This window comes from Parashewanella hymeniacidonis, assembly GCF_016900895.1.
GTDB classification, from domain to species: domain Bacteria; phylum Pseudomonadota; class Gammaproteobacteria; order Enterobacterales; family Shewanellaceae; genus Parashewanella; species Parashewanella hymeniacidonis.
This window is the reverse complement of record NZ_JAFEUN010000075.1, coordinates 1-23,702: the sequence shown is the minus strand read 5'-3', so window position 1 is coordinate 23,702 and position 23,702 is coordinate 1. Positions and strand designations below refer to the sequence as shown.

Annotated in this window: 18 protein-coding genes; 14 read left to right on the top strand and 4 right to left on the bottom strand. The window is 43.1% G+C overall.

Features of this window, described 5'->3' with window-relative positions:
• Positions 1-272: 272 nt before the first annotated feature.
• Genes JQC92_RS14815 through JQC92_RS14805 form a run of 3 tightly spaced genes read right to left on the bottom strand, consistent with a single transcriptional unit; the run spans position 273 to position 3,217 of the window.
• The gene (locus JQC92_RS14815) at positions 273-1,310 is read right to left on the bottom strand and encodes a M48 family metallopeptidase (RefSeq protein ID WP_205000363.1); all 1,038 of its coding nucleotides are present in this window, start codon (positions 1,308-1,310) and stop codon (positions 273-275) included.
• Between the two features lie 12 nt (positions 1,311-1,322).
• Positions 1,323-2,393 (bottom strand): YjgN family protein, encoded by a 1,071-nt coding sequence (locus JQC92_RS14810; RefSeq protein ID WP_205000362.1) that lies wholly within the window; start codon positions 2,391-2,393, stop codon positions 1,323-1,325.
• 17 nt (positions 2,394-2,410) lie between these two features.
• Entirely contained in the window at positions 2,411-3,217 is an 807-nt protein-coding gene (locus JQC92_RS14805) for a LytTR family DNA-binding domain-containing protein (RefSeq protein WP_205000361.1), read from the bottom strand.
• A 142-nt stretch (positions 3,218-3,359) separates the two neighbouring features.
• On the opposite strand from JQC92_RS14805, the gene JQC92_RS14800 reads away from it, so the two are divergent.
• Both JQC92_RS14800 and JQC92_RS14795 read left to right on the top strand, forming a co-directional pair.
• A complete protein-coding gene (locus JQC92_RS14800; RefSeq protein WP_205000360.1) occupies positions 3,360-3,827 on the top strand; it encodes a DUF2141 domain-containing protein in 468 nt (155 codons plus the stop codon).
• A 12-nt stretch (positions 3,828-3,839) separates the two neighbouring features.
• The gene (locus tag JQC92_RS14795) at positions 3,840-5,360 is read left to right on the top strand and encodes a carotenoid oxygenase family protein (RefSeq protein ID WP_205000359.1); all 1,521 of its coding nucleotides are present in this window, start codon (positions 3,840-3,842) and stop codon (positions 5,358-5,360) included.
• Positions 5,361-5,445: 85 nt separating this feature from the next.
• Here JQC92_RS14795 and JQC92_RS14790 read toward each other — a convergent pair whose 3' ends face one another.
• Entirely contained in the window at positions 5,446-6,771 is a 1,326-nt protein-coding gene (locus JQC92_RS14790; RefSeq protein ID WP_205000358.1) for a M28 family metallopeptidase, read from the bottom strand.
• Between the two features lie 601 nt (positions 6,772-7,372).
• Between JQC92_RS14790 and secE the strand changes: the two genes are divergently transcribed.
• The 12 genes from secE to JQC92_RS14730 form a co-directional block, all read left to right on the top strand.
• Entirely contained in the window at positions 7,373-7,744 is a 372-nt protein-coding gene (secE, locus tag JQC92_RS14785; protein ID WP_129946431.1) for a preprotein translocase subunit SecE, read from the top strand.
• A 9-nt stretch (positions 7,745-7,753) separates the two neighbouring features.
• On the top strand, positions 7,754-8,305 hold the full coding sequence (gene nusG / locus JQC92_RS14780; RefSeq protein WP_129946432.1) for a transcription termination/antitermination protein NusG: 552 nt from the start codon (positions 7,754-7,756) through the stop codon (positions 8,303-8,305).
• Between the two features lie 147 nt (positions 8,306-8,452).
• Positions 8,453-8,881, top strand: a complete 429-nt coding sequence (gene rplK, locus JQC92_RS14775) for a 50S ribosomal protein L11 (protein WP_129946433.1) — start codon at positions 8,453-8,455, stop codon at positions 8,879-8,881.
• A gap of 4 nt (positions 8,882-8,885) precedes the next feature.
• The gene (rplA, locus tag JQC92_RS14770; protein ID WP_129946434.1) at positions 8,886-9,584 is read left to right on the top strand and encodes a 50S ribosomal protein L1; all 699 of its coding nucleotides are present in this window, start codon (positions 8,886-8,888) and stop codon (positions 9,582-9,584) included.
• Between the two features lie 370 nt (positions 9,585-9,954).
• Positions 9,955-10,452, top strand: a complete 498-nt coding sequence (rplJ, locus tag JQC92_RS14765; RefSeq protein ID WP_129946435.1) for a 50S ribosomal protein L10 — start codon at positions 9,955-9,957, stop codon at positions 10,450-10,452.
• A 54-nt stretch (positions 10,453-10,506) separates the two neighbouring features.
• The gene (gene rplL, locus JQC92_RS14760; RefSeq protein WP_129946436.1) at positions 10,507-10,872 is read left to right on the top strand and encodes a 50S ribosomal protein L7/L12; all 366 of its coding nucleotides are present in this window, start codon (positions 10,507-10,509) and stop codon (positions 10,870-10,872) included.
• 262 nt (positions 10,873-11,134) lie between these two features.
• Entirely contained in the window at positions 11,135-15,157 is a 4,023-nt protein-coding gene (gene rpoB / locus JQC92_RS14755; protein ID WP_205000357.1) for a DNA-directed RNA polymerase subunit beta, read from the top strand.
• Positions 15,158-15,234: 77 nt separating this feature from the next.
• The gene (gene rpoC, locus JQC92_RS14750) at positions 15,235-19,446 is read left to right on the top strand and encodes a DNA-directed RNA polymerase subunit beta' (RefSeq protein ID WP_205000356.1); all 4,212 of its coding nucleotides are present in this window, start codon (positions 15,235-15,237) and stop codon (positions 19,444-19,446) included.
• A 936-nt stretch (positions 19,447-20,382) separates the two neighbouring features.
• Positions 20,383-20,757, top strand: a complete 375-nt coding sequence (gene rpsL, locus JQC92_RS14745; RefSeq protein ID WP_129947986.1) for a 30S ribosomal protein S12 — start codon at positions 20,383-20,385, stop codon at positions 20,755-20,757.
• Between the two features lie 79 nt (positions 20,758-20,836).
• On the top strand, positions 20,837-21,307 hold the full coding sequence (gene rpsG, locus JQC92_RS14740; RefSeq protein ID WP_205000355.1) for a 30S ribosomal protein S7: 471 nt from the start codon (positions 20,837-20,839) through the stop codon (positions 21,305-21,307).
• Positions 21,308-21,385: 78 nt separating this feature from the next.
• On the top strand, positions 21,386-23,482 hold the full coding sequence (gene fusA, locus JQC92_RS14735; protein WP_205000354.1) for an elongation factor G: 2,097 nt from the start codon (positions 21,386-21,388) through the stop codon (positions 23,480-23,482).
• A gap of 96 nt (positions 23,483-23,578) precedes the next feature.
• A partial coding sequence (locus JQC92_RS14730; RefSeq protein WP_239480649.1) for a GTP-binding protein occupies positions 23,579-23,702 on the top strand: 124 nt, incomplete at its 3' end.

Here is a 23,702-nt window from a genome sequence, read left to right as displayed (position 1 = left end):
TGTTTTGTTCAGAATCGCCATTTTATTTTGATAGTTGTCGTGGTTGACTTATTATCTCAAAAATAAAGCTTTTCTCCTCAGATTTTTCTTCTTAATTTGTTACCCATGTTTGATGGGTTCCAATATTTTGATAAACACCGCCTTGAGTTAAAACGACCTGAGACTGACTGAGCCTAAACAGTATAAACAGAACAAATAAGACTGATAATCCTAATATCGTTAACCCTGAAATTTTTGCTGCCTTTCTTAACATCCAATATCCTTATCATATTTTATTTATTGTTAGCTTTTTCAATTCGCTCTTCACTACTAGGGTGGCTATTTAAATATTCCAGCCAATGATTTAACCCTTTAGCACTTTTATCGAGTTTTTCACCATGAGCTTGCTCTAATAACTTAATCGCTTCACCGAACGCAGAGGGCGATATGCCCAGTTGTTTCAGTTGCTGGTGGGAATACTCATCGGCCTCACGTTCCATATCTCTTGAGAATGAGGCTTGCAGTAAACTACTGCCCGCTCCGATGATCATTTCTCCTGCACCTTCGATATCTCCCAGCATTAAGGCGAACAGCATGGTAATCGCTGTGCTGCGTGCTAACTGCTTCATACCATGTTGATGTTCTACATGACCAATTTCGTGAAGTAACACGGCTTTTAATGCATTCGGGTGAGGCTTCATGAGTTCGACAATGTCATCGGTCACAATCACGCTGCCATCAGGTAGAGCAAACGCATTGGCTCCGATATCGGCATCTCGAAAGTATAAATGGAGTTTCTGATTCGGAAGCTGCAATTGCACGATCATTTGTTGCCACTGATTGCGTAATTCATCTTGCTGCTCTTGTTTCAGCTTGGATGGTTCAAGCATGGTTTCATCCAGCACCGCTAGCGTTTGCTTACCGGTTTGTTGAGCCACAAAATCGGGCAATAAAGGAACGCTAGCATCAGCAGCGGCAGGCAATACTTTGGTGACCATTATCCATAGGAAGAAAGGAACAAATAGACTCGCACCAATAACAAACGTCCAATGGGTTTCTAACCAAGAAGCTAAGGTTTTTTTGGACGTAAGCTGCGGCCATTTAAAACTGGCATCATCAGGGGTAAATAAACTGCCATCATTAAATTCTAAATCTATCGACAAGCTTGGAATGACGGTACCAACCTCATAGTCAGAAGCAAAATATTGATGGATAAGTTCGCCTGATTCACGCGAAAAGAGGCTGATGCTGTGATCATTTTTTAATACCGCTCGGACGCAGATAAACTGCGCCGAACCCGATAAATGGTAGTCACCAATAATTTCTATCATTATGATGTCGTCTTATGTGAATGATAGATCAGCATCAAATAGACCCGCCGCTTCTTCACCAAAGGCTGCATCTTTGCCATCGACAGTATTGACCAGCTTATCGGCGTCTTCGGTCAATTCAACAGACAAATGTGAGGCAATAAAGCGATTCTTGCGCACAACGGTAATGGGATAAGCTAAACCAAAGCTCGCAATCAGCATTAAACTGTTGGTGATAGACAGAAATATATAGTCGACAACTTTCATATCCGTACTGAAGGTCGCAATACTCTCAATTTCTAATGAATCGGTAATGTGTTTTAGGATCATGGCTCGGTAAATGGCAAACGCAACAAAGTAGAGTGCAAACATCACGGCATAAAGCCCAAAGATAGCCATGATGGCCGCAGTGCCAATTTCTTCTGATTCACCTAAGCCGACCATTTGAAATGCCGCTACACCGCCGACAACCGCAATCGCAATTATCGCTATGATGACAAAAGCTAATGCCGTTAGCGCTGCAACGAAATACTGCCCAACATCGGTTTTAAGGTTAAACTTTTTGCCGCCGTAGGTAATGTTGTCAAAGATGAATTTATCCATACGTTGAAATACCCAAGGCAAAATGAGGTACAGGGTAAATACAGACAAAATAGGCAGTACAATAAAGTTAACCACGACATCTCCGATTTTGCCTTCGAACGAAAATCGAATGTTGCGATATGCTGTCATTCGCATTGAAAACTTTAACCCTTGAACGATTAACCACGGTGTTGCACAAAGCAAAAGCAATGTCAGTAACACGCTGAATAAAGGGTTAACGGTAGATAAAAACGAAAACAGCAGAAAAACGATGACGGCCAATATCCGTCCTTTCAAAATCTGTAAAGGCGTTGCTAAGTATTTAAAACTGTGTCCTTCCAATTTGGTATGGCCATGAAGGTATTGATTGGTTCTTACTTTTGCCCATGCACTGTAAATGCCTAACGTGAGTATCGTCAGTAGAATATTTACAATCCAGATCTTGAAAAACTCGCCAGATTTTCCTGTGAATTCAGCCTTTGCGAGTCGAGTTGATGATGTAGTCGCAGTATTTTCTTGCATAACTTTTCCTTGTTATTTTAAGTGTTATTTTGTTGAAGCGCTTTAATTCGAGGTTCGAATGTTTTAGAAACGGGAACTTGCATGCGGTTTGAGAGTGTAATTGAGTACTTTCTGCCATCTTTGCTGATTTCGCTAATGGCGTCTTTAGCCACCCACCATGAACGATGAGTTTGAAATCCTGAGTAGGCTGATAAACGTTCTAAGGCATCTTTAAATCTCATGAGTAATAAATGCTGGCCTTGGTGGGTATGGACTTTTAAGTAATGATCGTCCATTTCAAGACAAAGCAGTTGTCCTTGCTTATCTTCAGGCAACAACATTAAGAAATCGGTCAGCTGTTGGTTTGCAATCGTTTTTTCGACATTCTTTGAAGTCGTCTGCTGTTCGAAATCAATCAATTGTTGTCGCTGCTGAATATAACGATTCTTGGCAATCGATAATAGTGTCAAAGCGGTAGCAATAACTAAGACTTGAGGAAAAGCATAGATGACAACATCAAAATAATTGAATGAAAGTGACAAGGTGGCAATATTCCAAAGCGGGAGAAGCAAGGCGAATATCAATGAACTGAAGAGCAACATAATAGCTTGTCTAAGCCATGCTGGTTTAATGGCACCTGTTAGGTACTCATCTCCAACATTATGGAGTGGGCTGAATATCCAGTAAACCAGTAAGCAGGTGACAGACCAATAAGGTATGGTGATCAACAAGCTATACTGGTGCATACCAAAAGGGGCAAGAAAACCAATAAAGATGCCAATAACGACCATCAGCAAAGAGGTTCTTAATCGCTCTGACTTTAACAAAATAGTTTGAACGTTCATTTCACGATTCGTTAACTGAACACCACCACTCTAAGTCCGTATTTTGCGAAGAAATCGGTGCGGTTCACGTAAATTCCATTTTAAAAATAATCACTTGATTCTACCGTTTATTTAGCACGAGGCAATCTAATGGAGAAGAAAGATGAGATCTATACCTAAGAAAATTACTTTACCTTTAGCGATAAGCAAACTACTGATGACCGTTGCAATAGTGTCATGTTCAACCGTCAGTTCTGTCAATGCAGGAGACGTCGACTTTACCATAAACGGAATTAAACAAAGTGATGGCGCCATTTATGTGGCGTTATTTAAAGGCGAAGAGAATTACCGCAATAATTTACCTTACCGAGTTCAACAAGTTAATCCATCAACACACGCTGCGGATATTTCATTCAGTCGGTTACCTGAAGGTGAATATGTCATTCGTTATTTTCATGATCAGAATAGCAATCAAAAAATGGATATGAATTTGTTTGGGATGCCGACAGAAGGATTTGGCTACTCTAACAATGCTCAGCCCGATATGGGGCCAGCGAAATATCAACAGATGGCATTCCAAGTATTAAGCAGTGGCACAGTGCACAATCAAAGCCAAGTCATTTATCCATAGGGAGTTGGTGAGATGGAACGTCGTCAATTATTAAAAATGGCCCCAGCAGTTGGAGCAGGACTCATTGCCGCAAAACCAGCGTTTGCGGTGATGGCTGAATTATCGAATATAAGACAACAATCGGTATCTGAGTCATTTGCACAAGCAAAGAGGTTGCATCCAGAGCTGATCGGGTTTGAAAATGTGAACGATGATTTTGAACGCAAGAAACTGAAAGTAGAGGGGCAAATTCCTAAAGATCTACAAGGACACTATTATCGAAACGGACCGGCAAAACTTGAACGCAATGGGATTCGTTATCAGCATTTATTTGAGGGTGACGGTATGTTGCAACATTTTTGTATTGCTGGTGGCAAAGTCACACATCGTGGGCGATTTATTCATACGCCAAAGTTCTCGCAAGAAGAGCAGGCTGGGAGGTTTGTCTATTCAGGCCCTGAGACAAAAATTGCCAATGGAAAAGCGGTGGTATCCAGTAATGCCATTAATACCGCAAACACCAATGTTATTCCGGTGGGGAACGATTTGTGGGCATTATGGGAAGCCGGAAGTGCAACTCGAATAAATGCACAAACCTTAGATTATCTTGAACAGGTAGATTTAGGCAAAGGCACCCGATATGACGCAAAGTTAACTGGCTTACCATTTTCTGCGCACCCCAAAGTTGAAGCGAATGGTGATATCTGGAATTTTGGCTTGCACCCATCTGGCAGTGTCGTGCTGTATCATCTCTACCCAGACGGTAAAGTAAAGAATGTTGGGATGATTGATAGCCGCTATAAAGGCGGTATGTTGCACGACTTTTTAATTACTCAAAAGCATATTTTACTGATATTACCGTCTTTAAAACGGAACTTGTTTGCCAAAGGTGATGGTTATTTTTCAGGGATCGAATTTGCACGGCATCAAACAATGAAAGTGCTTGTTATTGATAAGCATGATTTAACCATCACTCGACAGTATGAATTGCCACCTGGGTTCGTATTTCACTTTGGAAATGCGTGGGAAGACAAACAAGGAGAGATACAGTTCGATATGAGTTTGTATGCCAATGTCGATGTTTTATATCAAATGTCGAACTTGATGACGGGGGATTCTGTGCGTGATGCCGCTAGAGCTGAGACCGTATTAGTGACGCTCAAAAAGTCAGGCGAGGTAAGTACCGCAATAGGGGATCATGGAACTGAATTTCCCAGAGTGTTTGCTAATGAAATTGGTCAGAAGAGTGAGCAGCTATTTTATGTGAGCGGAAACTCTGACAGCTTATGGAGCCATTCAGTTAACTCACTGCACTATCAAACTCGCGAAATCAGTCACTACGATTATGGCCGTGATTACTTTGTTGAAGAGCACGTACCGATAAAAACGAAAGCTGGAGGTGATTATCTTATGGGAACTGCCTTACATGTCCCGAGCAAGCGAACATGTTTAACCGTTTTTAATGCTGATAATGTTGCGCATGGGCCGGTGGTTAAAGCGTGGTTGCCGTATCATCTGCCAATTGGGTTTCATGGCAGTTTTATAAGTGGTTGACTAAATTTCAAAATTGAAGTGAAAAAAGCTGGTGGAAACACTCAATCAGCTCCCGCGATTGCGGGAGCTGATTTGTTAGAAAGAGTTAGAAAATCTTCCCGCTTTGATTAACCTTAGATGGATCAATTCTCGTTGGTGTCGCCTTACCTGAAACCAACGGTGAGCTAGCATCTGCGATGGTTTCGATGACTTTTTGCATCGATCTCAAATCCAAAGTCTTTAATTCATCAGAGACGTTATGATAATGAGGATCTTTATCTATCTGTGTACTACTGAAGCTGTGGGCTGGTACACCCAAACGCGCTAAAGTCGCATTATCCGAGCGATAAAATAAACGCTGTTTTGGATACGGATCAGCATAGATTTCTTTGTGTTCATGTTTCAATGCGTTGTTCATGATTGTGGCCAGATCAGAACGCTTAAAACCGGTCATCCAAACTTTACCTTTACCAAACTTAGAAGGCTTGCCAATCATTTCCATATTAATCATGGCTACAATTTTGTCGGCATCCAGACTTGTCGAGAAAAACTGAGAGCCGAAGCCACCTAACTCTTCGGCGGCAAAAGCAACAAATATTAATCGGCGCTGATTATTGGCTTGAGTTTTAAAATATTGTGCTAGGTTAATCACACCAGTTACACCGCTGGCATCATCGTCCGCACCATTAAAGATAATGTCTTTTTCACCTTTCTTTGGATGCTTTTTGACACCAAGGTGATCATAATGAGCGGAGTAAATAACAGATTCATCATCTTTGGCTTTACCCGGAAGGACGCCAACAATGTTGGTTAACTTTTTAGTTTCAATCTTTGTTTTTACTGAAACCGTGAAATGTTCAGGCTGTTTAACAGGAGTCAAAACTAAAACTAATGAACCACCATCAGTGTCATCAAGTTTGGTTTTAGGGTGAGCGAAATAGGCTTGATAACGTTTAAACAGCTTTTCATGTGAAGGGTCAACCAGTACTAAGTGGTTGCCTCCTTGTTGATTCAGCTTTGAAAGTGAACTGCGCAAATCGCTCTTTGCGTCGATATTACTGACATGAGTGAAGTCAGACTTTTGCCATTGAAGCTCAGGACTGTTCGATATCACAGCAATGTCTTCCATTGGCACAGCTTTATTATTTAAAGTAATTGAACTGCTTGTAACTTGACGAACGTACACATCAAACGTTTGCTTAAACGAATCTTTCAGTGGTGTAAGTTCAATTTCTTTAAAGCGTTTCGCAATATAGTTTGCTGCTTTTTCAGCACCAGGGGTGAAACTGGCTCGGCCTTGCATATCATCACTGGCAAGGGTAGAAACGTCAGATTTAACGCTCGCTAATGGAATATTAGCAGCGAAAGACGCAAACGAAGTCGTCAAACTTGCAACAACAAAAATACAAGCCGTAAACGTTGGCTTATTCATAAAGTAGAGTCCAATAGTTGGTTATTATTTCATAGCTAAATCAACATAGAATGGCATCTTTAGCTAGAATTAAAAGAGATTTTGTCTAGGGGGCGTATCGCCTTCTATTGAACGCCATTTCAACAACACATACATCTCATTTAAATCGATTTTGTCGAAGTTTCAATTAAGCAACATTTTTGGCGTGAACTCAAAGGTACTGGTATTCCATCATTAACAGACCTAGATTTGCCTCGAAATGAATTGCTACAAAACTGTAATTGTATGTTGATTTAACTGTACATATTGCGTGCTTTTTACCATAGACTCAATAACGGTTTTGTAATGTTATATGACATTGAGATTTGCTGTATCGATTGATAAGTCATAAGTTCAGTGAGCTATGTCATTTGATCTTCTTGATAACGGCAGCCATAAAGCATACAATCTATGGCCGATTTTTTACCTTGTGTGTTATTTTACATGCAAAAATCCGAATCAGCGGTTTTGGGGTAGTTCGGATAGGAAAACATGTTTCAATAGGCATTTTGATACAACAACGTATTGAAGTGTTAGCGTTAAAGACAAATATACTCGTCGTAAAGAGTAACGGAAACAACCAATGACAGCGAATACTGAAGACCAGGGTAACTCTCTGGATATTGTAAAATGGGGTGTGGCGGTAATTTTAGTTGCTGCAGCCGTAGTAGGTAATCAGTTTTACAGTGAAGAAAGCGTATTAATACGTGCTATCGCTGTGATTGTAGCGTTTGCTATTGCAGGTTTTATTGCATTACAAACTGTAAAAGGAAAGAGAGCACTTGAATTTGCACGTGAAGCGCAAATTGAAGTGCGTAAAGTGATTTGGCCTACTCGCCAAGAGGCACTGAATACGACGTTTATTGTCTTAGCAGCCACCGCAATCCTAGCCGTTATACTATGGTTATTGGATATGGGGTTATTAAAAGTTATCAATTTCATCACTGGCGTATAGGCACTAACAATGACAGAAGCTACTGAAGCTAAAAAGAGATGGTATGTGGTTCAAGCATTCTCAGGCTATGAAGGCCGAGTTTGTAAATCTCTTATCGAGCACATCAAAATGCACAATATGGAAGATTACTTCGGTGAAGTATTGGTTCCTACGGAAGAAGTCATTGAGATGCGTGCGGGTCAACGTCGTAAAAGTGAACGTAAATTTTTCCCAGGCTATGTATTAGTTCAGATGGAAATGAACGATGAAAGCTGGCATTTAGTGAAAAGCATTCCTAGAGTGATGGGTTTCATTGGCGGTACATCTGACCGTCCTGCACCGATCACTGATCGTGAAGCGGATAAAATTCTTGCTCGTCTTCAAGAAACCACTGAGTCTCCAACGCATCGCGTTATGTTTGAGCCAGGTGAAGTGGTACGTGTTACTGACGGTCCATTTGCTGACTTTAACGGTACTGTTGAAGAAGTGGATTACGAAAAGAGTCGCATGAAAGTATCAGTAATGATCTTTGGTCGCTCTACTCCAGTCGAGCTGGATTTCAGTCAAGTTGAAAAGAGCTAAGTTTACATTAAACGATATCGCTCAAATTTAACACAAAATTGATTTGTATGCGGATGCGGATTTTTATATAATCCGCATCCGTTGTTTTAAGGGGAGCTATCAACCTGTTGTTGAGTAGCGTTTGAACCCAAACTGAGGAAAGTCAAAATGGCTAAGAAAATTGATGGCTACATCAAGCTACAAGTAAAATCTGGCTCTGCCAATCCATCGCCACCAGTTGGTCCTGCTCTAGGTCAAAAAGGTGTGAACATCATGGAATTCTGTAAAGCGTTTAACGCACGTACAGAAAAGATGGAAAAAGGCATGCCGGTTCCTGTTGTTATTACAGTATATACAGACCGTTCTTTCACTTTCGAAACTAAGACGCCACCTGCATCTTTCTTACTTAAGAAAGCCGCTAAGATTAAATCTGGCTCAGGTCGTCCACACGAAGAGAAAGTAGGAACTGTTACTCGCGCTCAAGTACAAGAAATTGTAGAAGTGAAAGCGAATGACATGACTGGTGCTGACGAAGAAGCTATGATGCGTTCTATCGAAGGTACTGCACGTTCAATGGGTTTGGTAGTAGAGGGTTAATACAATGGCGAAGCTTACTAAACGCATGCGCGTGATCCGCGAAAAAGTAGAAGTAACTAAAGCATACGATATCAATGAAGCAGTAGCTCTTCTTAAAGAACTAGCAACTGTTAAATTCGTTGAAAGTGTAGATGTTGCTGTAAATCTTGGCATTGATGCTCGTAAATCAGATCAAAACGTTCGTGGTGCTACTGTACTTCCGCACGGTACTGGTCGTGAAGTACGTGTTGCTGTGTTCACTCAAGGTGCTAACGCAGAAGCAGCGAAAGAAGCTGGTGCTGAGCTTGTGGGCATGGACGAACTTGCTGCACAAGTTAAAGCGGGTGAAATGAACTTCGATGTTGTTGTTGCTTCTCCAGATGCAATGCGCGTTGTAGGTCAGTTAGGTCAAATTTTAGGTCCACGTGGTCTAATGCCTAACCCTAAAACTGGTACTGTAACGCCTAACGTTGCAGAAGCAGTTAAGAACGCTAAAGCAGGTCAAGTACGTTACCGTAATGATAAGAACGGTATCATCCACACTACTATCGGTAAAGTGGACTTTGAACCAGCTCAACTGAAAGAAAACCTAGAATCACTACTAGCTGCAGTTAAGAAGGCTAAGCCTGCTTCTGCAAAAGGCGTGTTCATGAAGAAGGTTAGCATCTCTACCACTATGGGTGCAGGTGTTACAGTTGAACAGGGTTCTTTAGAAATCGCATAAGTGATCTCTATATATCCGTGAACTGAATCTCAGTTTACGGGTATACAAGTCGCATTGATTGTTTTATAATCTTGCGCCCCGATTTTCATTTTAATCGATGAAGCGGGATTAGGGTTGAAGCTTGTTGCTTTCTCTTTCTTTATTAGAGATGAGAAGTACAAGTTTCCGTCCAAGACCGTAGGTGTTTTTCCGGTAAAACTCATTATGAGTGCAGAAGAACTTAATATTCCCTACGTAGACGGTGTCAGGCCCCAGAAAGAATTCAGTTCTTCTGGACATTCTGCACCGTAAGTTTCTTAGCATCATTTTGGTGTTAAGTATGGTTAATACTGAGGAATTTCCTCAGGTAGAATCCAGGAGCATAAAGCCAATGGCATTAAATCTCGAAGACAAAAAAGCAATTGTTGCTGAAGTCAACGAAGTTGCCAAAGGTGCACTGTCAGCTGTAGTTGCCGATTCACGTGGCGTTACTGTAGGTGACATGACTGGTTTACGCAAAGCCGCTCGCGAAAATGGTGTTTATATCCGTGTTGTTCGTAACACGTTAGCACGTCGCGCAGTTGAAGGTACTGATTATGAGTGCCTAGGCGAAAGCTTTACCGGTCCTACTTTGATTGCATTCTCTAACGAGCACCCAGGTGCTGCAGCGCGTCTTTTAAAAGACTTCGCTAAAGGTCAAGAGAACTTCGAAGTTAAAGGTGCAGCCTTTGAGGGAGATTTCATCCCTGCAACAGATATTGATCGTTTAGCGAAACTACCAACTTACGAAGAAGCACTAGCTCAGTTCATGATGACTTTAAAAGAAGCATCTGCTGGCAAGCTTGTACGTACATTGGCCGCTCTACGCGATCAAAAAGAAGCCGCTTAATTTTAAGCTCGCTACTTATAAAAATTGAATTCAGAACAATAGGAAATATTTCTAATGTCTATCACTAAAGACCAAATCTTAGAAGCACTTGCTGAAATGTCAGTAATGGAAGTTGTTGAACTAGTTGAAGCAATGGAAGAAAAATTCGGCGTATCTGCTGCAGCTGCAGTAGTTTCAGGTGGTGGCGAAGCTGCTGCTGCTGAAGAGAAAACAGAATTCGACGTAATTCTTACTTCTCACGGCGACAACAAAGTTGCTGTAATTAAAGCTCTACGTGGCGCTACAGGTCTTGGCCTGAAAGAAGCTAAAGGTATGGCTGAATCTGCACCAGTTGCAGTTAAAGAAGCAATTTCTAAAGAAGAAGCTGAAGCTCTAGTTAAAGATCTAGAAGCTGCAGGCGCTGCTGTAGAAATCAAGTAAGCTCTTTTATAGACTTACTCACTCAACCCAGTTAGGGTTGAGTGGAGGCTGGCGGTTTTTTGACCGTTGGCCTTTTTTGCGCTAAAGCGCAGGCGAATTTTTCACCGTTTATCGCCAGAGTAGTACTGATTAATTAATTCGTTTAATCAGACTAAACACCCCAGCAGAGATTACTGGCTGGTTGTGTTATCAACGGTGATGGGCAAACGTGCTGTCGACAAATGTCTTCAGTGTTGGTCACATCTGCTAGCAGAGGAAACCCATGGTTTACTCCTATTCTGAAAAGAAGCGTATTCGTAAAGATTTCGGTAAACGTCCACAAGTTTTGGACATTCCGTACCTATTGTCTATTCAGTTAGACTCTTTTAAGAAATTCACCGATCAAGATCCAACGGGTGAACGTGGTTTTGAAGCCGCATTCCGTAGCGTTTTTCCCATCAAGAGTTTCTCAGGAACCTCTGAGCTTCAATATGTAAGCTACACTCTGGGTGAACCAGAATTTGATGTGAAAGAATGTCAAATCCGTGGTGTTACTTACTCTGCGCCATTGCGCGTAAAACTGCGCCTTGTTATTTATGACCGTGAAGCGGCTGCAGGCACAGTAAAAGACATCAAAGAACAAGATGTTTACATGGGTGATATCCCATTGATGACAGGCAACGGTACCTTCGTTATTAACGGTACTGAACGTGTTATCGTTTCTCAGTTACATCGTTCTCCAGGTGTTTTCTTCGATCACGACCGTGGTAAAACCCACTCTTCGGGTAAGGTGCTTTATAACGCACGTGTTATTCCTTACCGTGGCTCATGGTTAGATTTCGAATTTGATCCAAAAGATGCTTTATTCGTACGTATTGACCGTCGCCGTAAACTACCTGCGACTATCATGCTACGTGCGCTTGAGTTTTCAACTCAAGAGATCTTAGATATATTCTTTGACCGCATTACGTTTACCGTGAAAAAAGATTCACTGGTAATGGATCTGAATCCAGATCGTTTACGTGGTGAAACTGCAAGCTTTGATGTAAAAGATGCAGAAGGTAATGTATTGGTTGAAGCGGGTAAACGTATTACTGCACGTCATATCCGTCAGCTTGCAAAAACTAACACGACAAACCTTGAAGTACCGGTTGAGTATATTGTTGGCAAACTTTCAGCACAGGATTACATCGATCCAGATACAGGCGAAGTCCTTGTTTCTGCGAACGCTGAAATCAGCTTAGAAGATTTAGCAAACCTATCTCTTGCAGGCATCAAAGAAGTATCAACGTTGTTCATCAATGACTTAGATCATGGTGCATACATCTCTGATACTCTAAAACTTGATCCAACGACAAACCGTTTGGAAGCATTGGTAGAAATCTACCGTATGATGCGCCCAGGCGAGCCACCAACCAAAGATGCAGCTGAAGGTTTATTCCAGAACCTATTCTTCTCTGATGAACGTTATGATCTGTCTAAAGTCGGTCGTATGAAGTTCAACCGTCGTTTGGCGATTGAAGAAGAAGAAGGTACAGGTACGCTGTCTAAAGAAGACATCGTTACGGTAATGAAAAAAATCATTGAAATCCGTAACGGTAACGACGAAGTTGATGACATCGATCATCTAGGTAACCGTCGTATTCGCAGCGTTGGTGAAATGGCAGAAAACCAATTCCGTGTTGGTCTTGTACGTGTTGAACGTGCAGTACGTGAGCGTTTAAGTCTTGGCGACTTAGCTGAGTTGATGCCACAAGATTTGATTAATGCTAAGCCAATTTCTGCTGCTGTTAAAGAATTTTTTGGTTCTTCACAGTTATCTCAGTTCATGGATCAAAACAACCCACTATCAGAAGTAACGCATAAGCGTCGTATTTCTGCATTAGGCCCAGGTGGTTTGACTCGTGAGCGCGCAGGTTTTGAAGTACGTGACGTACATCCGACGCACTATGGTCGTCTATGTCCGATTGAAACACCTGAAGGACCAAACATTGGTCTTATCAACTCGCTAGCATCTTTCGCACGAACTAACTCTTTCGGTTTCTTAGAAACACCTTACCGTAAAGTTGTTGATAGTGTTATCACTGATGATGTGGAATACCTATCGGCGATTGAAGAAGGTCGCTTCGTGATTGCACAGGCAAACGTTGAAGTTGATAATGATGGTCGCATGGTTGAAGAGCAAATTGCTGTTCGTCACCGTGGCGAGTCTACATTCATGCCAGCACATGAAGTGCAGTATATGGATGTATCACCACAACAGATCATTTCTGTTGCGGCATCGTTGATTCCGTTCCTGGAACACGATGATGCTAACCGTGCATTGATGGGTGCGAACATGCAACGTCAAGCGGTACCAACATTAGTCGCTGAAAAGCCACTTGTCGGTACAGGTATCGAACGTACACTTGCGGTTGACTCTGGTGTTGTTGTTGCAGCCAAACGTGGCGGTAAAGTTGATTATGTAGATGCTTCTCGCATTGTAGTTAAGGTGAATGAATCTGAACTGCAACCAGGTGAAGCAGGTATTGATATCTACAACTTGACTAAGTACACCCGTTCTAACCAAAATACTTGTATTAACCAACGTCCTTGTTGTTCTGTCGGTGATCCAATTGTTCGTGGTGACGTACTGGCTGATGGCCCATCGACTGACTTGGGTGATTTAGCACTTGGTCAGAATATGCGTATCGCCTTCATGCCTTGGAACGGTTATAACTTCGAGGATTCGATCTTAATTTCTGAGCGCGTTGCGCAAGAAGACCGTTTCTCAACGATTCACATTCAAGAGCTGTCTTGTATTGCTCGTGATACTAAGTTAGGTAGCGAAGAGATCACCGCTGACATTCCAAATGTTGGTGAGTCTGCACTGTCTAAATTGGATGAATCAGGTATCGTTTACATTGGTGCTGAAGTTAAGGGTGGCGACATCTTAGTGGGTAAAGTTACCCCTAAAGGTGAAACCCAGCTGACACCAGAAGAAAAGCTATTGCGTGCTATCTTCGGTGAAAAAGCATCAGACGTTAAAGACAGTTCGCTGCGTGTACCTAACTCTGTTAAAGGTACCATCATTGACGTTCAAGTCTTCACTCGCGATGGCGTAGAGAAAGACAAACGTGCTGTAGAAATTGAAGAAATGCACATTGCTCAAGCCCGTAAAGACATGAGCGAAGAGTTCAAGATTCTTGAAGAAGGTATCTTTGAACGTGCACGTAACTTACTTTCTGCACAAGGCGTTAACGTTGCTGGTGTTGCGGGTAAAGATTTGTTCACTCAAGTATTGAGCGATGAAGACAAGCAAACTGAACTTGAGCAATTGGCTGATCAGCATGCTGAAGTGAAAACTGATTTCGAAACACGTTTAGACATCAAGCGTCGCAAGATCTCTAAAGGTGATGACTTAGCGCCAGGCGTACTGAAGATCGTTAAGGTTTACCTAGCGGTTAAACGTACCATTCAGCCAGGTGATAAGATGGCGGGTCGTCACGGTAACAAAGGTGTTATCTCGAAGATCTGTCCTATCGAAGATATGCCTTACGATGAGCACGGTAACCCAGTTGATATCGTACTTAACCCTCTAGGTGTACCATCACGTATGAACATTGGTCAGGTACTGGAAGTTCATATGGGTGCGGCGGCGAAAGGTGTTGGTAACAAAATTGCTGACATGCTTGAGTCACAACGTGCATTAGCGGAAGTACGTGGTTACATCAAACAAGTTTACGAACTTGGTGATGAAATCCAGCAAAAAGTCGACATCGATAGCTTTACTGATGACGAAGTTGTGCGTCTTGCTAAGAACCTTAAAGGTGGTCTACCTATCGCAACGCCAGCATTTGACGGTGCGAAAGAGAAAGAGATCAAGCAAATGCTTGAGCTTGCAGACTTACCAACTTCAGGTCAGGTTGATTTATTCGACGGACGTACCGGTGACAAGTTTGAGCGTGCGGTAACCGTTGGTTACATGTACATGCTGAAACTGAACCATTTGGTTGATGACAAGATGCATGCTCGTTCTACGGGATCATACAGCTTGGTTACTCAGCAACCATTAGGTGGTAAAGCACAGTTCGGTGGTCAGCGTTTCGGTGAGATGGAAGTATGGGCACTTGAAGCATATGGTGCTGCATATACTCTACAAGAAATGCTTACTGTTAAGTCAGATGACGTTAACGGTCGTACTCAGATGTATAAGAACATCGTCGACGGTAACCATCAGATGCAGCCTGGTATGCCTGAATCCTTCAACGTATTACTGAAGGAAATCCGTTCGCTTGGTATTAATATCGAGTTAGATCAGGAATAAACACAATTATTGTGTTTGGCTAAATAATGGTGTTCCGCAGTGTGGGGCACCCGGTTTAACTCCTTCAGGAGAGAAACGTGAAAGATTTATTAAAGTTTCTGAAACAACAGAACAAGACCGAAGAGTTTCAAGGCATCAAGATCGGCCTAGCATCGCCAGATTTGATCCGCTCTTGGTCGTTTGGTGAAGTTAAAAAGCCAGAAACCATTAACTACCGTACCTTCAAGCCTGAGCGTGAAGGTCTATTCTGTGCTCGTATCTTTGGTCCAGTTAAAGATTACGAATGTTTGTGTGGTAAATACAAACGTCTAAAGCACCGTGGTGTAATTTGTGAAAAATGTGGCGTTGAAGTAACGCAAACTAAAGTACGTCGTGAGCGTATGGGTCACATTGAATTGGCAAGCCCAGTTGCACATATCTGGTTCCTAAAATCATTACCATCTCGTATTGGTTTGATGTTGGACATGACATTACGTGACATTGAGCGCGTACTGTATTTTGAATCGTACGTTGTGACTGAAGGCGGCATGACCAGCCTTGAGCGCGGTCAAATGCTGACTGAAGAAGCGTACCTTGATTCGTTAGAAGAATACGGTGACGAGTTTGAAGCTAAGATGGGTGCAGAAGCGGTTCTGGATCTACTACGCGCTATCGATGTTGAGAAAGAAATCGAAGAAATGCGTGAAGAGTTGCCTTCAATTAACTCTGAAACACGTCGTAAAAAGATCACTAAGCGCCTTAAATTACTTGAAGCGTTTTTCCACTCAGGCAACAAGCCAGAATGGATGATCTTGAAAGTTCTTCCGGTTCTTCCACCTGATTTACGTCCATTAGTACCACTAGACGGTGGTCGTTTTGCGACGTCTGATTTGAACGATTTATATCGTCGTGTGATCAACCGTAATAACCGTTTGAAGCGTCTTCTTGACTTAGCTGCACCAGACATCATCGTACGTAACGAAAAGCGTATGTTGCAAGAGTCTGTTGATGCGCTATTAGATAACGGTCGTCGTGGTCGTGCAATTACTGGTTCAAACAAACGTCCTCTGAAATCTTTGGCTGATATGATCAAAGGTAAGCAAGGTCGTTTCCGTCAAAACTTACTTGGTAAGCGTGTGGATTACTCGGGTCGTTCGGTAATTACCGTTGGTCCTACTCTGCGTCTACACCAATGTGGTCTGCCTAAGAAAATGGCACTTGAGCTATTCAAACCATTCATCTACGGTAAGTTAGAAGGTCGTGGTTTAGCGACAACCATTAAAGCTGCGAAAAAAATGGTTGAGCGTGAAATCGGTGAAGTATGGGATGTACTAGACGAAGTCATTCGTGAGCACCCAGTATTACTTAACCGTGCACCAACACTTCACAGATTGGGTATTCAAGCGTTTGAACCTGTACTGATTGAAGGTAAAGCCATTCAACTGCATCCACTCGTTTGTGCGGCGTATAACGCTGACTTCGATGGTGACCAAATGGCGGTTCACGTTCCATTAACGCTCGAAGCTCAGTTAGAAGCTCGCGCACTGATGATGTCAACCAACAACATTTTGTCACCTGCAAACGGTGAACCTGTAATCACGCCGTCGCAAGACGTGGTATTGGGTCTGTACTATACCAGTCGTGAAAAAATTAACGGTACTGGTGAAGGCATGGCTTTCGCTTCTACAGATGAAGTTGAAAAAGCTTACGCAACAGGCGCAGCAGAATTACACGCACGCATTAAAGTTCGTCTTACTGAGACTGAATTTGGTGCAGATGGAGAAGCAACTGAAATTACACGCATCGTTGATACAACGGTAGGTCGTGCATTGCTATCACAGTTGTTGCCAAAAGGTTTGTCTTTCGACCTTGTTAACCAAAACATGGGTAAGAAGCAAATCTCGAAATTGCTGAACACCTGTTATCGTCAATTGGGTCTTAAAGATACTGTCATCTTTGCTGACCAATTGATGTACGCTGGTTTCCGTTACGCAACCAAATCTGGTGCTTCTGTTGGTATCGATGACATGGTCATCCCAGATGAGAAGTACACCCTAGTTGCTGAAGCTGAAGCAGAAGTTCGCGAAATTCAAGAGCAGTTCCAATCTGGTCTTGTAACGGCGGGTGAGCGCTACAACAAAGTCATCGATATCTGGGCAAGTGCGAACGAAAAGATTTCCAAAGCAATGATGGAAAACTTGTCTACTGAAACTGTCATCAACCGTGATGGCGAAGAAGAGACTCAAGCGTCATTTAACAGCATCTACATGATGGCCGACTCAGGCGCTCGTGGTAGTGCGGCGCAGATTCGTCAGCTAGCAGGTATGCGTGGTCTGATGGCGAAACCAGATGGCTCTATCATCGAAACGCCAATTGTGGCGAACTTCCGTGAAGGTCTGAACGTACTTCAGTACTTCATCTCAACCCACGGTGCACGTAAAGGTTTGGCCGATACTGCACTTAAGACAGCAAACTCGGGTTACCTAACTCGTCGTCTAGTAGACGTTGCGCAAGATCTAGTGGTTATTGAAGATGATTGTGGTACTTACGAAGGCGTAACCATGAAACCACTGATTGAAGGTGGTGATGTGGTTGAGCCATTACGTGAACGCGTATTGGGTCGTGTTGTTGCACAAGATGTTTTCTATCCAGGTACTGAGAAAGTACTGGCTCCTCGTAATACCCTGCTTGACGAAGCATGGTGTGATCTATTAGAAGAGCAATCAGTGGATGAAGTTATTGTTCGTTCAGTAATTTCTTGTGAAACAGACTTCGGTGTTTGTGCAAACTGTTACGGTCGTGATTTGGCTCGTGGTCATATCATTAACCACGGTGAGTCAATCGGTGTAGTTGCTGCTCAGTCAATTGGTGAGCCAGGAACACAGCTTACGATGCGTACCTTCCACATTGGTGGTGCAGCGTCGAGAGCCTCTGCTGAGAACAACGTACAAGTTAAGAATGCAGGTACATTGAAACTGCATAACGCTAAGTACGTAACCAGCAGCGAAGGTAAACTGGTTATCGTTTCTCGTTCATCTGAACTTGCGATCATCGATGACATGGGTCGTGAGAAAGAACGTTATAAAGTACCTTACGGTACCGTTCTTGAAGCACAGGACGATGCATCAGTTGAAGCGGGCAACATCATTGCGAACTGGGATCCACATACTCACCCGATTATTTCTGAAGTAGCGGGTAAAGTGAAATTTGTGGACATGATTGAAGGCGTTACTATGACTCGTCAAACTGATGAGTTAACGGGCCTATCTTCAATTGAGATTATTGACCCAGCTGAGCGTACAACTTCAGGTAAAGAACTTCGTCCAATGGTTCGTCTGGTTGATGCTGACGGTAACGACTTGATGATCCCAGGTACCGATGTTGTTGCGCAATACTTCTTACCAGGTAAAGCACTGGTTAACCTAGAAGATAACGCAGACATTAACGTTGGTGATGCATTAGCGCGTATTCCACAAGAGTCTTCGAAGACTCGTGATATTACCGGTGGTCTACCTCGAGTTGCTGACTTATTCGAAGCGCGTAAGCCTAAAGAGCCTGCAATTCTTGCAGAAATCTCAGGTACGATTGCATTCGGTAAAGAAACGAAGGGTAAACGTCGTCTACAAATCACGCCAACTGAAGGCGGTGATACGTATGAAGAGATGATCCCTAAGTGGCGTAACTTGAACGTGTTCGAAGGTGAAAAAGTAGAAAAAGGTGAAGTGATCGCTGATGGTCCAGAAGCGGCACACGACATCTTACGATTACGTGGTATTCACCATGTAGCGAACTACATCACTAACGAAGTGCAGGACGTATACCGTTTACAAGGTGTAAAAATTAACGATAAGCACATTGAGGTGATTGTTCGCCAGATGCTGCGTAAGTGTACCATTACATCTGCAGGCGATACGGACTTCTTAGAAGGTGAACAAGCAGAAGTTGCACGCGTTAACATCGCTAACCGTGAGCTAGAAGCGCAAGGCAAAGTACCAGCAACGTTTGAACGTGACCTATTAGGTATCACTAAAGCGTCGTTGGCAACTGAGTCGTTCATCTCGGCGGCATCGTTCCAAGAAACCACACGTGTTCTTACTGAAGCGGCAGTTGGTGGTAAGTCAGATCCATTACGTGGCTTGAAAGAGAACGTAATCGTTGGTCGTCTGATCCCAGCGGGTACAGGTTACTCGTATCATCAGAAGCGTAACGCAGCACAGGTTGAAGAAGAAACTGAAGTAGCACCAATTTCGGCAAGTGAAGCTGAGCAAAACTTAGCAGATCTACTGAACTTAGCGGGTACTCAAGATTAATCTTTAATACTTCATCTAAAAAGGCGCCAATTTGGCGCCTTTTTTGTTTAAAATCAAGCGTGTTTAATTGTAAAGTATCGCATTTAAAGCAAAAAATATTGAAGAAGGGACAGCGCCCGCTCCATCTCTAGTCAACATACTCACAGTAAAATGTTTAGCAGAACTCGCAGGACTGTTTTTCTTGTCCTGTACGCCTTCGCTTTGCTCTGGACTTTCCTCCACATCTTCAGGTTTACATTGGTTTGTGCATTCATCGACAAGAGCACCGGCTCCGTTACCAACGAGATAAGGAATTATCGCAACGACTCCCTTTATTACCTGACATCCGGTATCCAATACATATTGAGCACACTGTTGAGGCGCTGTATGAAAGCCGCATAAGCTGGCAGGGCGATATTAACGCCATGATATAACCCCTTAAAGATATTGCTTGATTTTAAGCCGGGTTGCAGTTTTCCCCGCTTCTTTTCAAGATAGATAGTCCAGAAGATGTAGCGAAAGCAACCCCACCACCTAGGGGCCAGTACGCAATACTGCTTGAAGCTGTAGGCCAAAATACATCTTTGGAGTAATTCGTGAGTTCTTGCCCCCATATTTGAGGAGAGTCAGAACAAATTGTCATATTGAATACTTATTTTCACAACCTAACATAAGTAGAATAATGAATAATTACTGCACTACAGATTAATGAACATAGCTTATAAAAATATCTTATAAATAGCGTGTTAGTTATAAGGCGAGGTGAAAACGTTGTATAAATGTTGTCAATTGGGGCTTAAACTTACGAAATTGAGATAAAAACTGGCTAAATCTTGACAGTTGCTCAATTGCTTTCTAAAATTCCGCGTCCTAGTGTCAGATCGTCTGTCAGTAGGGCAATAGATTTTTCATACCTTATGTGTCGATTTATAGATCGACAAAGATCGGAGCTATTACATGGCAACTGTTAACCAGTTGGTACGTAAGCCACGCCAGCCAAAAGTTGATAAAACTAATGTGCCAGCGTTGAATGCGTGCCCACAAAAGCGTGGTGTTTGTACTCGTGTTTACACAACTACACCTAAAAAACCTAACTCAGCTCTTCGTAAAGTAGCGCGTGTACGTCTAACTAACGGTTTTGAAGTTACTTCATACATCGGTGGTGAAGGTCACAACCTACAAGAGCACAGCGTGATCCTAATCCGCGGCGGTCGTGTTAAAGATTTGCCGGGTGTTCGTTATCACACTGTTCGTGGCGCATTAGACTGTGCGGGTGTAACTGCTCGTCGTCAAGGCCGTTCTAAGTACGGTGCTAAGCGTCCTAAGTCTTAACTTTACCGTTAAAGTAAGGCCAAGCTAAATAAATTTGTATTCCAGTTTTGGAAATACCTGAAGCATACGGAGAAAAGTTATGCCAAGACGTCGCGTTGTAGGACAACGTAAAATCCTACCAGATCCAAAGTTCAACAGTGAGTTGCTGGCTAAGTTCATCAACGTACTAATGCAAGACGGCAAAAAGTCGGTTGCAGAAAAAATTATCTACAAGGCTTTAGATGTTGTTGCTGAAAAGAAAAGCGAAGATCATCTAAACATCCTTGAAACTGCTCTGGAAAATGTTCGCCCAGCGGTAGAGGTTAAATCTCGCCGTGTTGGTGGTTCAACATACCAGGTTCCATGTGAAGTGCGTCCAGTTCGTCGTAATGCGTTAGCAATGCGTTGGTTGGTTGAAGCTGCACGTAAGCGTGGTGAAAAATCTATGGCTTTGCGTTTAGCAGGTGAAATGCTAGATGCGTCTGAAAACAAAGGTACTGCTGTTAAGAAGCGCGAAGACGTGCATCGTATGGCAGAAGCGAACAAAGCATTCGCTCATTACCGCTGGTAATTGCCTTAGTGTGGACCTTCGGGTCCACGCTTTTTTCAAATCCGCTAAAATGGAAATTTTAGCAAAGAGGGTATATTCGTGGCTCGTAACACTCCTATTGAGCGGTATCGTAATATCGGTATTTGCGCTCACGTAGATGCAGGTAAGACCACCACCACAGAACGTGTTCTTTTTTACACTGGTCTTTCACATAAGATTGGTGAAGTTCATGATGGCGCTGCAACCATGGACTGGATGGAACAAGAGCAAGAACGTGGTATTACCATCACTTCAGCGGCTACCACCACTTTTTGGCGTGGTATGGACGCTCAGTTTTCTGAACATCGTATTAATATCATCGACACTCCAGGCCACGTTGACTTTACTATTGAAGTAGAGCGTTCATTACGTGTGTTAGATGGTGCGGTTGTGGTTTTCTGTGGTTCTTCTGGTGTTGAACCTCAATCAGAAACCGTTTGGCGTCAAGCCGACAAATACGCTGTTCCGCGTTTGGTTTTTGTCAACAAGATGGATAGAGCAGGTGCTGACTATGACCGTGTTGTTGATCAAATTCGTAATCGCTTAGGTGCGACTTGCGTACCTATCCAGTTAAACATTGGCGCTGAAGAAGATTTCAAAGGCGTTATCGATCTCATCAAGATGAAGGCGATTAACTGGAGTGAAGAAGACCAAGGTGCTTCTTTCACACACGAAGATATTCCAGCAGAGCTTGCCGACAAAGCCGCAGAAATGCGTGAATATTTGGTCGAAGCGGCTGCAGAAGCGTCAGAAGAGCTGATGGACAAATACCTAGAAGACGGTGAATTGTCAGAAGAAGAAATCAAAACAGCGCTTCGTCAGCGAACTATCAACAATGAGATCGTATTAGCGACTTGTGGTAGTGCTTTTAAGAACAAAGGGGTACAAGCGGTCTTGGATGCCGTGGTAGAATATCTGCCAGCGCCAGTCGATGTCCCTGCAATTAAAGGTATTGATGATCGTGAGAAAGAAGTTGAGCGTCACAGCGACGACAACGAGCCATTCTCAGCACTTGCCTTTAAGATTGCTACTGACCCATTCGTGGGTACGTTAACCTTCGTACGCGTCTACTCAGGCGTCCTGCAAGCGGGTGCGATGGTCTATAACACAGTAAAAGACAAAAAAGAGCGTATTGGTCGTATCGTACAGATGCATGCCAATGACCGTAATGAACTGAAAGAAGTGCGTGCGGGTGATATTGCAGCCCTGATTGGTCTTAAAGATGTGACCACAGGTGACACGTTGAGTGATGCTCAACATAAAGTGATTTTGGAACGCATGGAGTTCCCTGATCCTGTTATCACCATTGCGGTTGAACCACGTTCTCAAGCTGACCAAGAAAAAATGGCGATAGCTCTACAAAAATTGGCCGCTGAAGATCCGTCGTTCCGTGTTGAAACCGACCAAGAATCAGGGCAAACCTTGATTTCAGGTATGGGTGAATTACATCTAGATATTATTGTTGACCGCATGCGTCGTGAGTTTAAGGTAGATTGTAACGTGGGTAAACCTCAGGTTGCTTACCGTGAAACCATCAGCAGCACCGTTGAAGTCGAAGGTAAATTCGTTCGACAATCAGGCGGACGTGGCCAGTATGGTCATGTGTGGTTAAAACTTGAGCCTCAAGAGCAAGGTTCAGGTTATGAATTCGTCAACGAAATTGTGGGTGGAACCGTTCCTCGTGAATACATCCCATCCGTTGACAAAGGTATCCAAGAACAGATGAAGAGTGGCGTTCTAGCTGGCTTCCCTGTGTTGGACGTGAAGGTCACGTTATTCGACGGCTCATTCCATGAAGTTGATTCGAATGAAATGGCGTTCAAGATTGCTGGTTCTATGGGCTTCAAAAAGGGTGCGCTTGAAGCGGATCCGGTGTTGCTCGAACCCTGCATGAAGGTAGAAGTGACTACCCCAGAAGAGTACATGGGTGATGTCGTAGGTGACTTAAACCGTCGCCGCGGCCTAATCGACGGGATGGATGACGGCGTTGCTGGCATCAAAATCGTTCGTGCCGTAGTACCTCTATCTGAAATGTTTGGTTATGCGACCGACTTGCGATCAGCGACTCAAGGTCGTGCTTCATACTCTATGGAGTTTTTGAAGTACAACGGGGCGCCGCAAAACATTGCAAAAGCGATGATGGAAGCTCGAGGCTAAGCTATCGAGTTCCGACACCTGTTTACAGGTATAATATTAACTGATTTATGCCGTCCGGCTTGCCGTCGGACATCCTGAAAAGAAAGGAATAGTAAAGTGGCTAAAGAAAAATTTGAACGTAATAAACCGCACGTTAACGTTGGTACAATCGGTCACGTTGACCACGGTAAAACTACTCTAACAGCAGCTATCTCGCACGTTTTAACTAAAGCATTCGGTG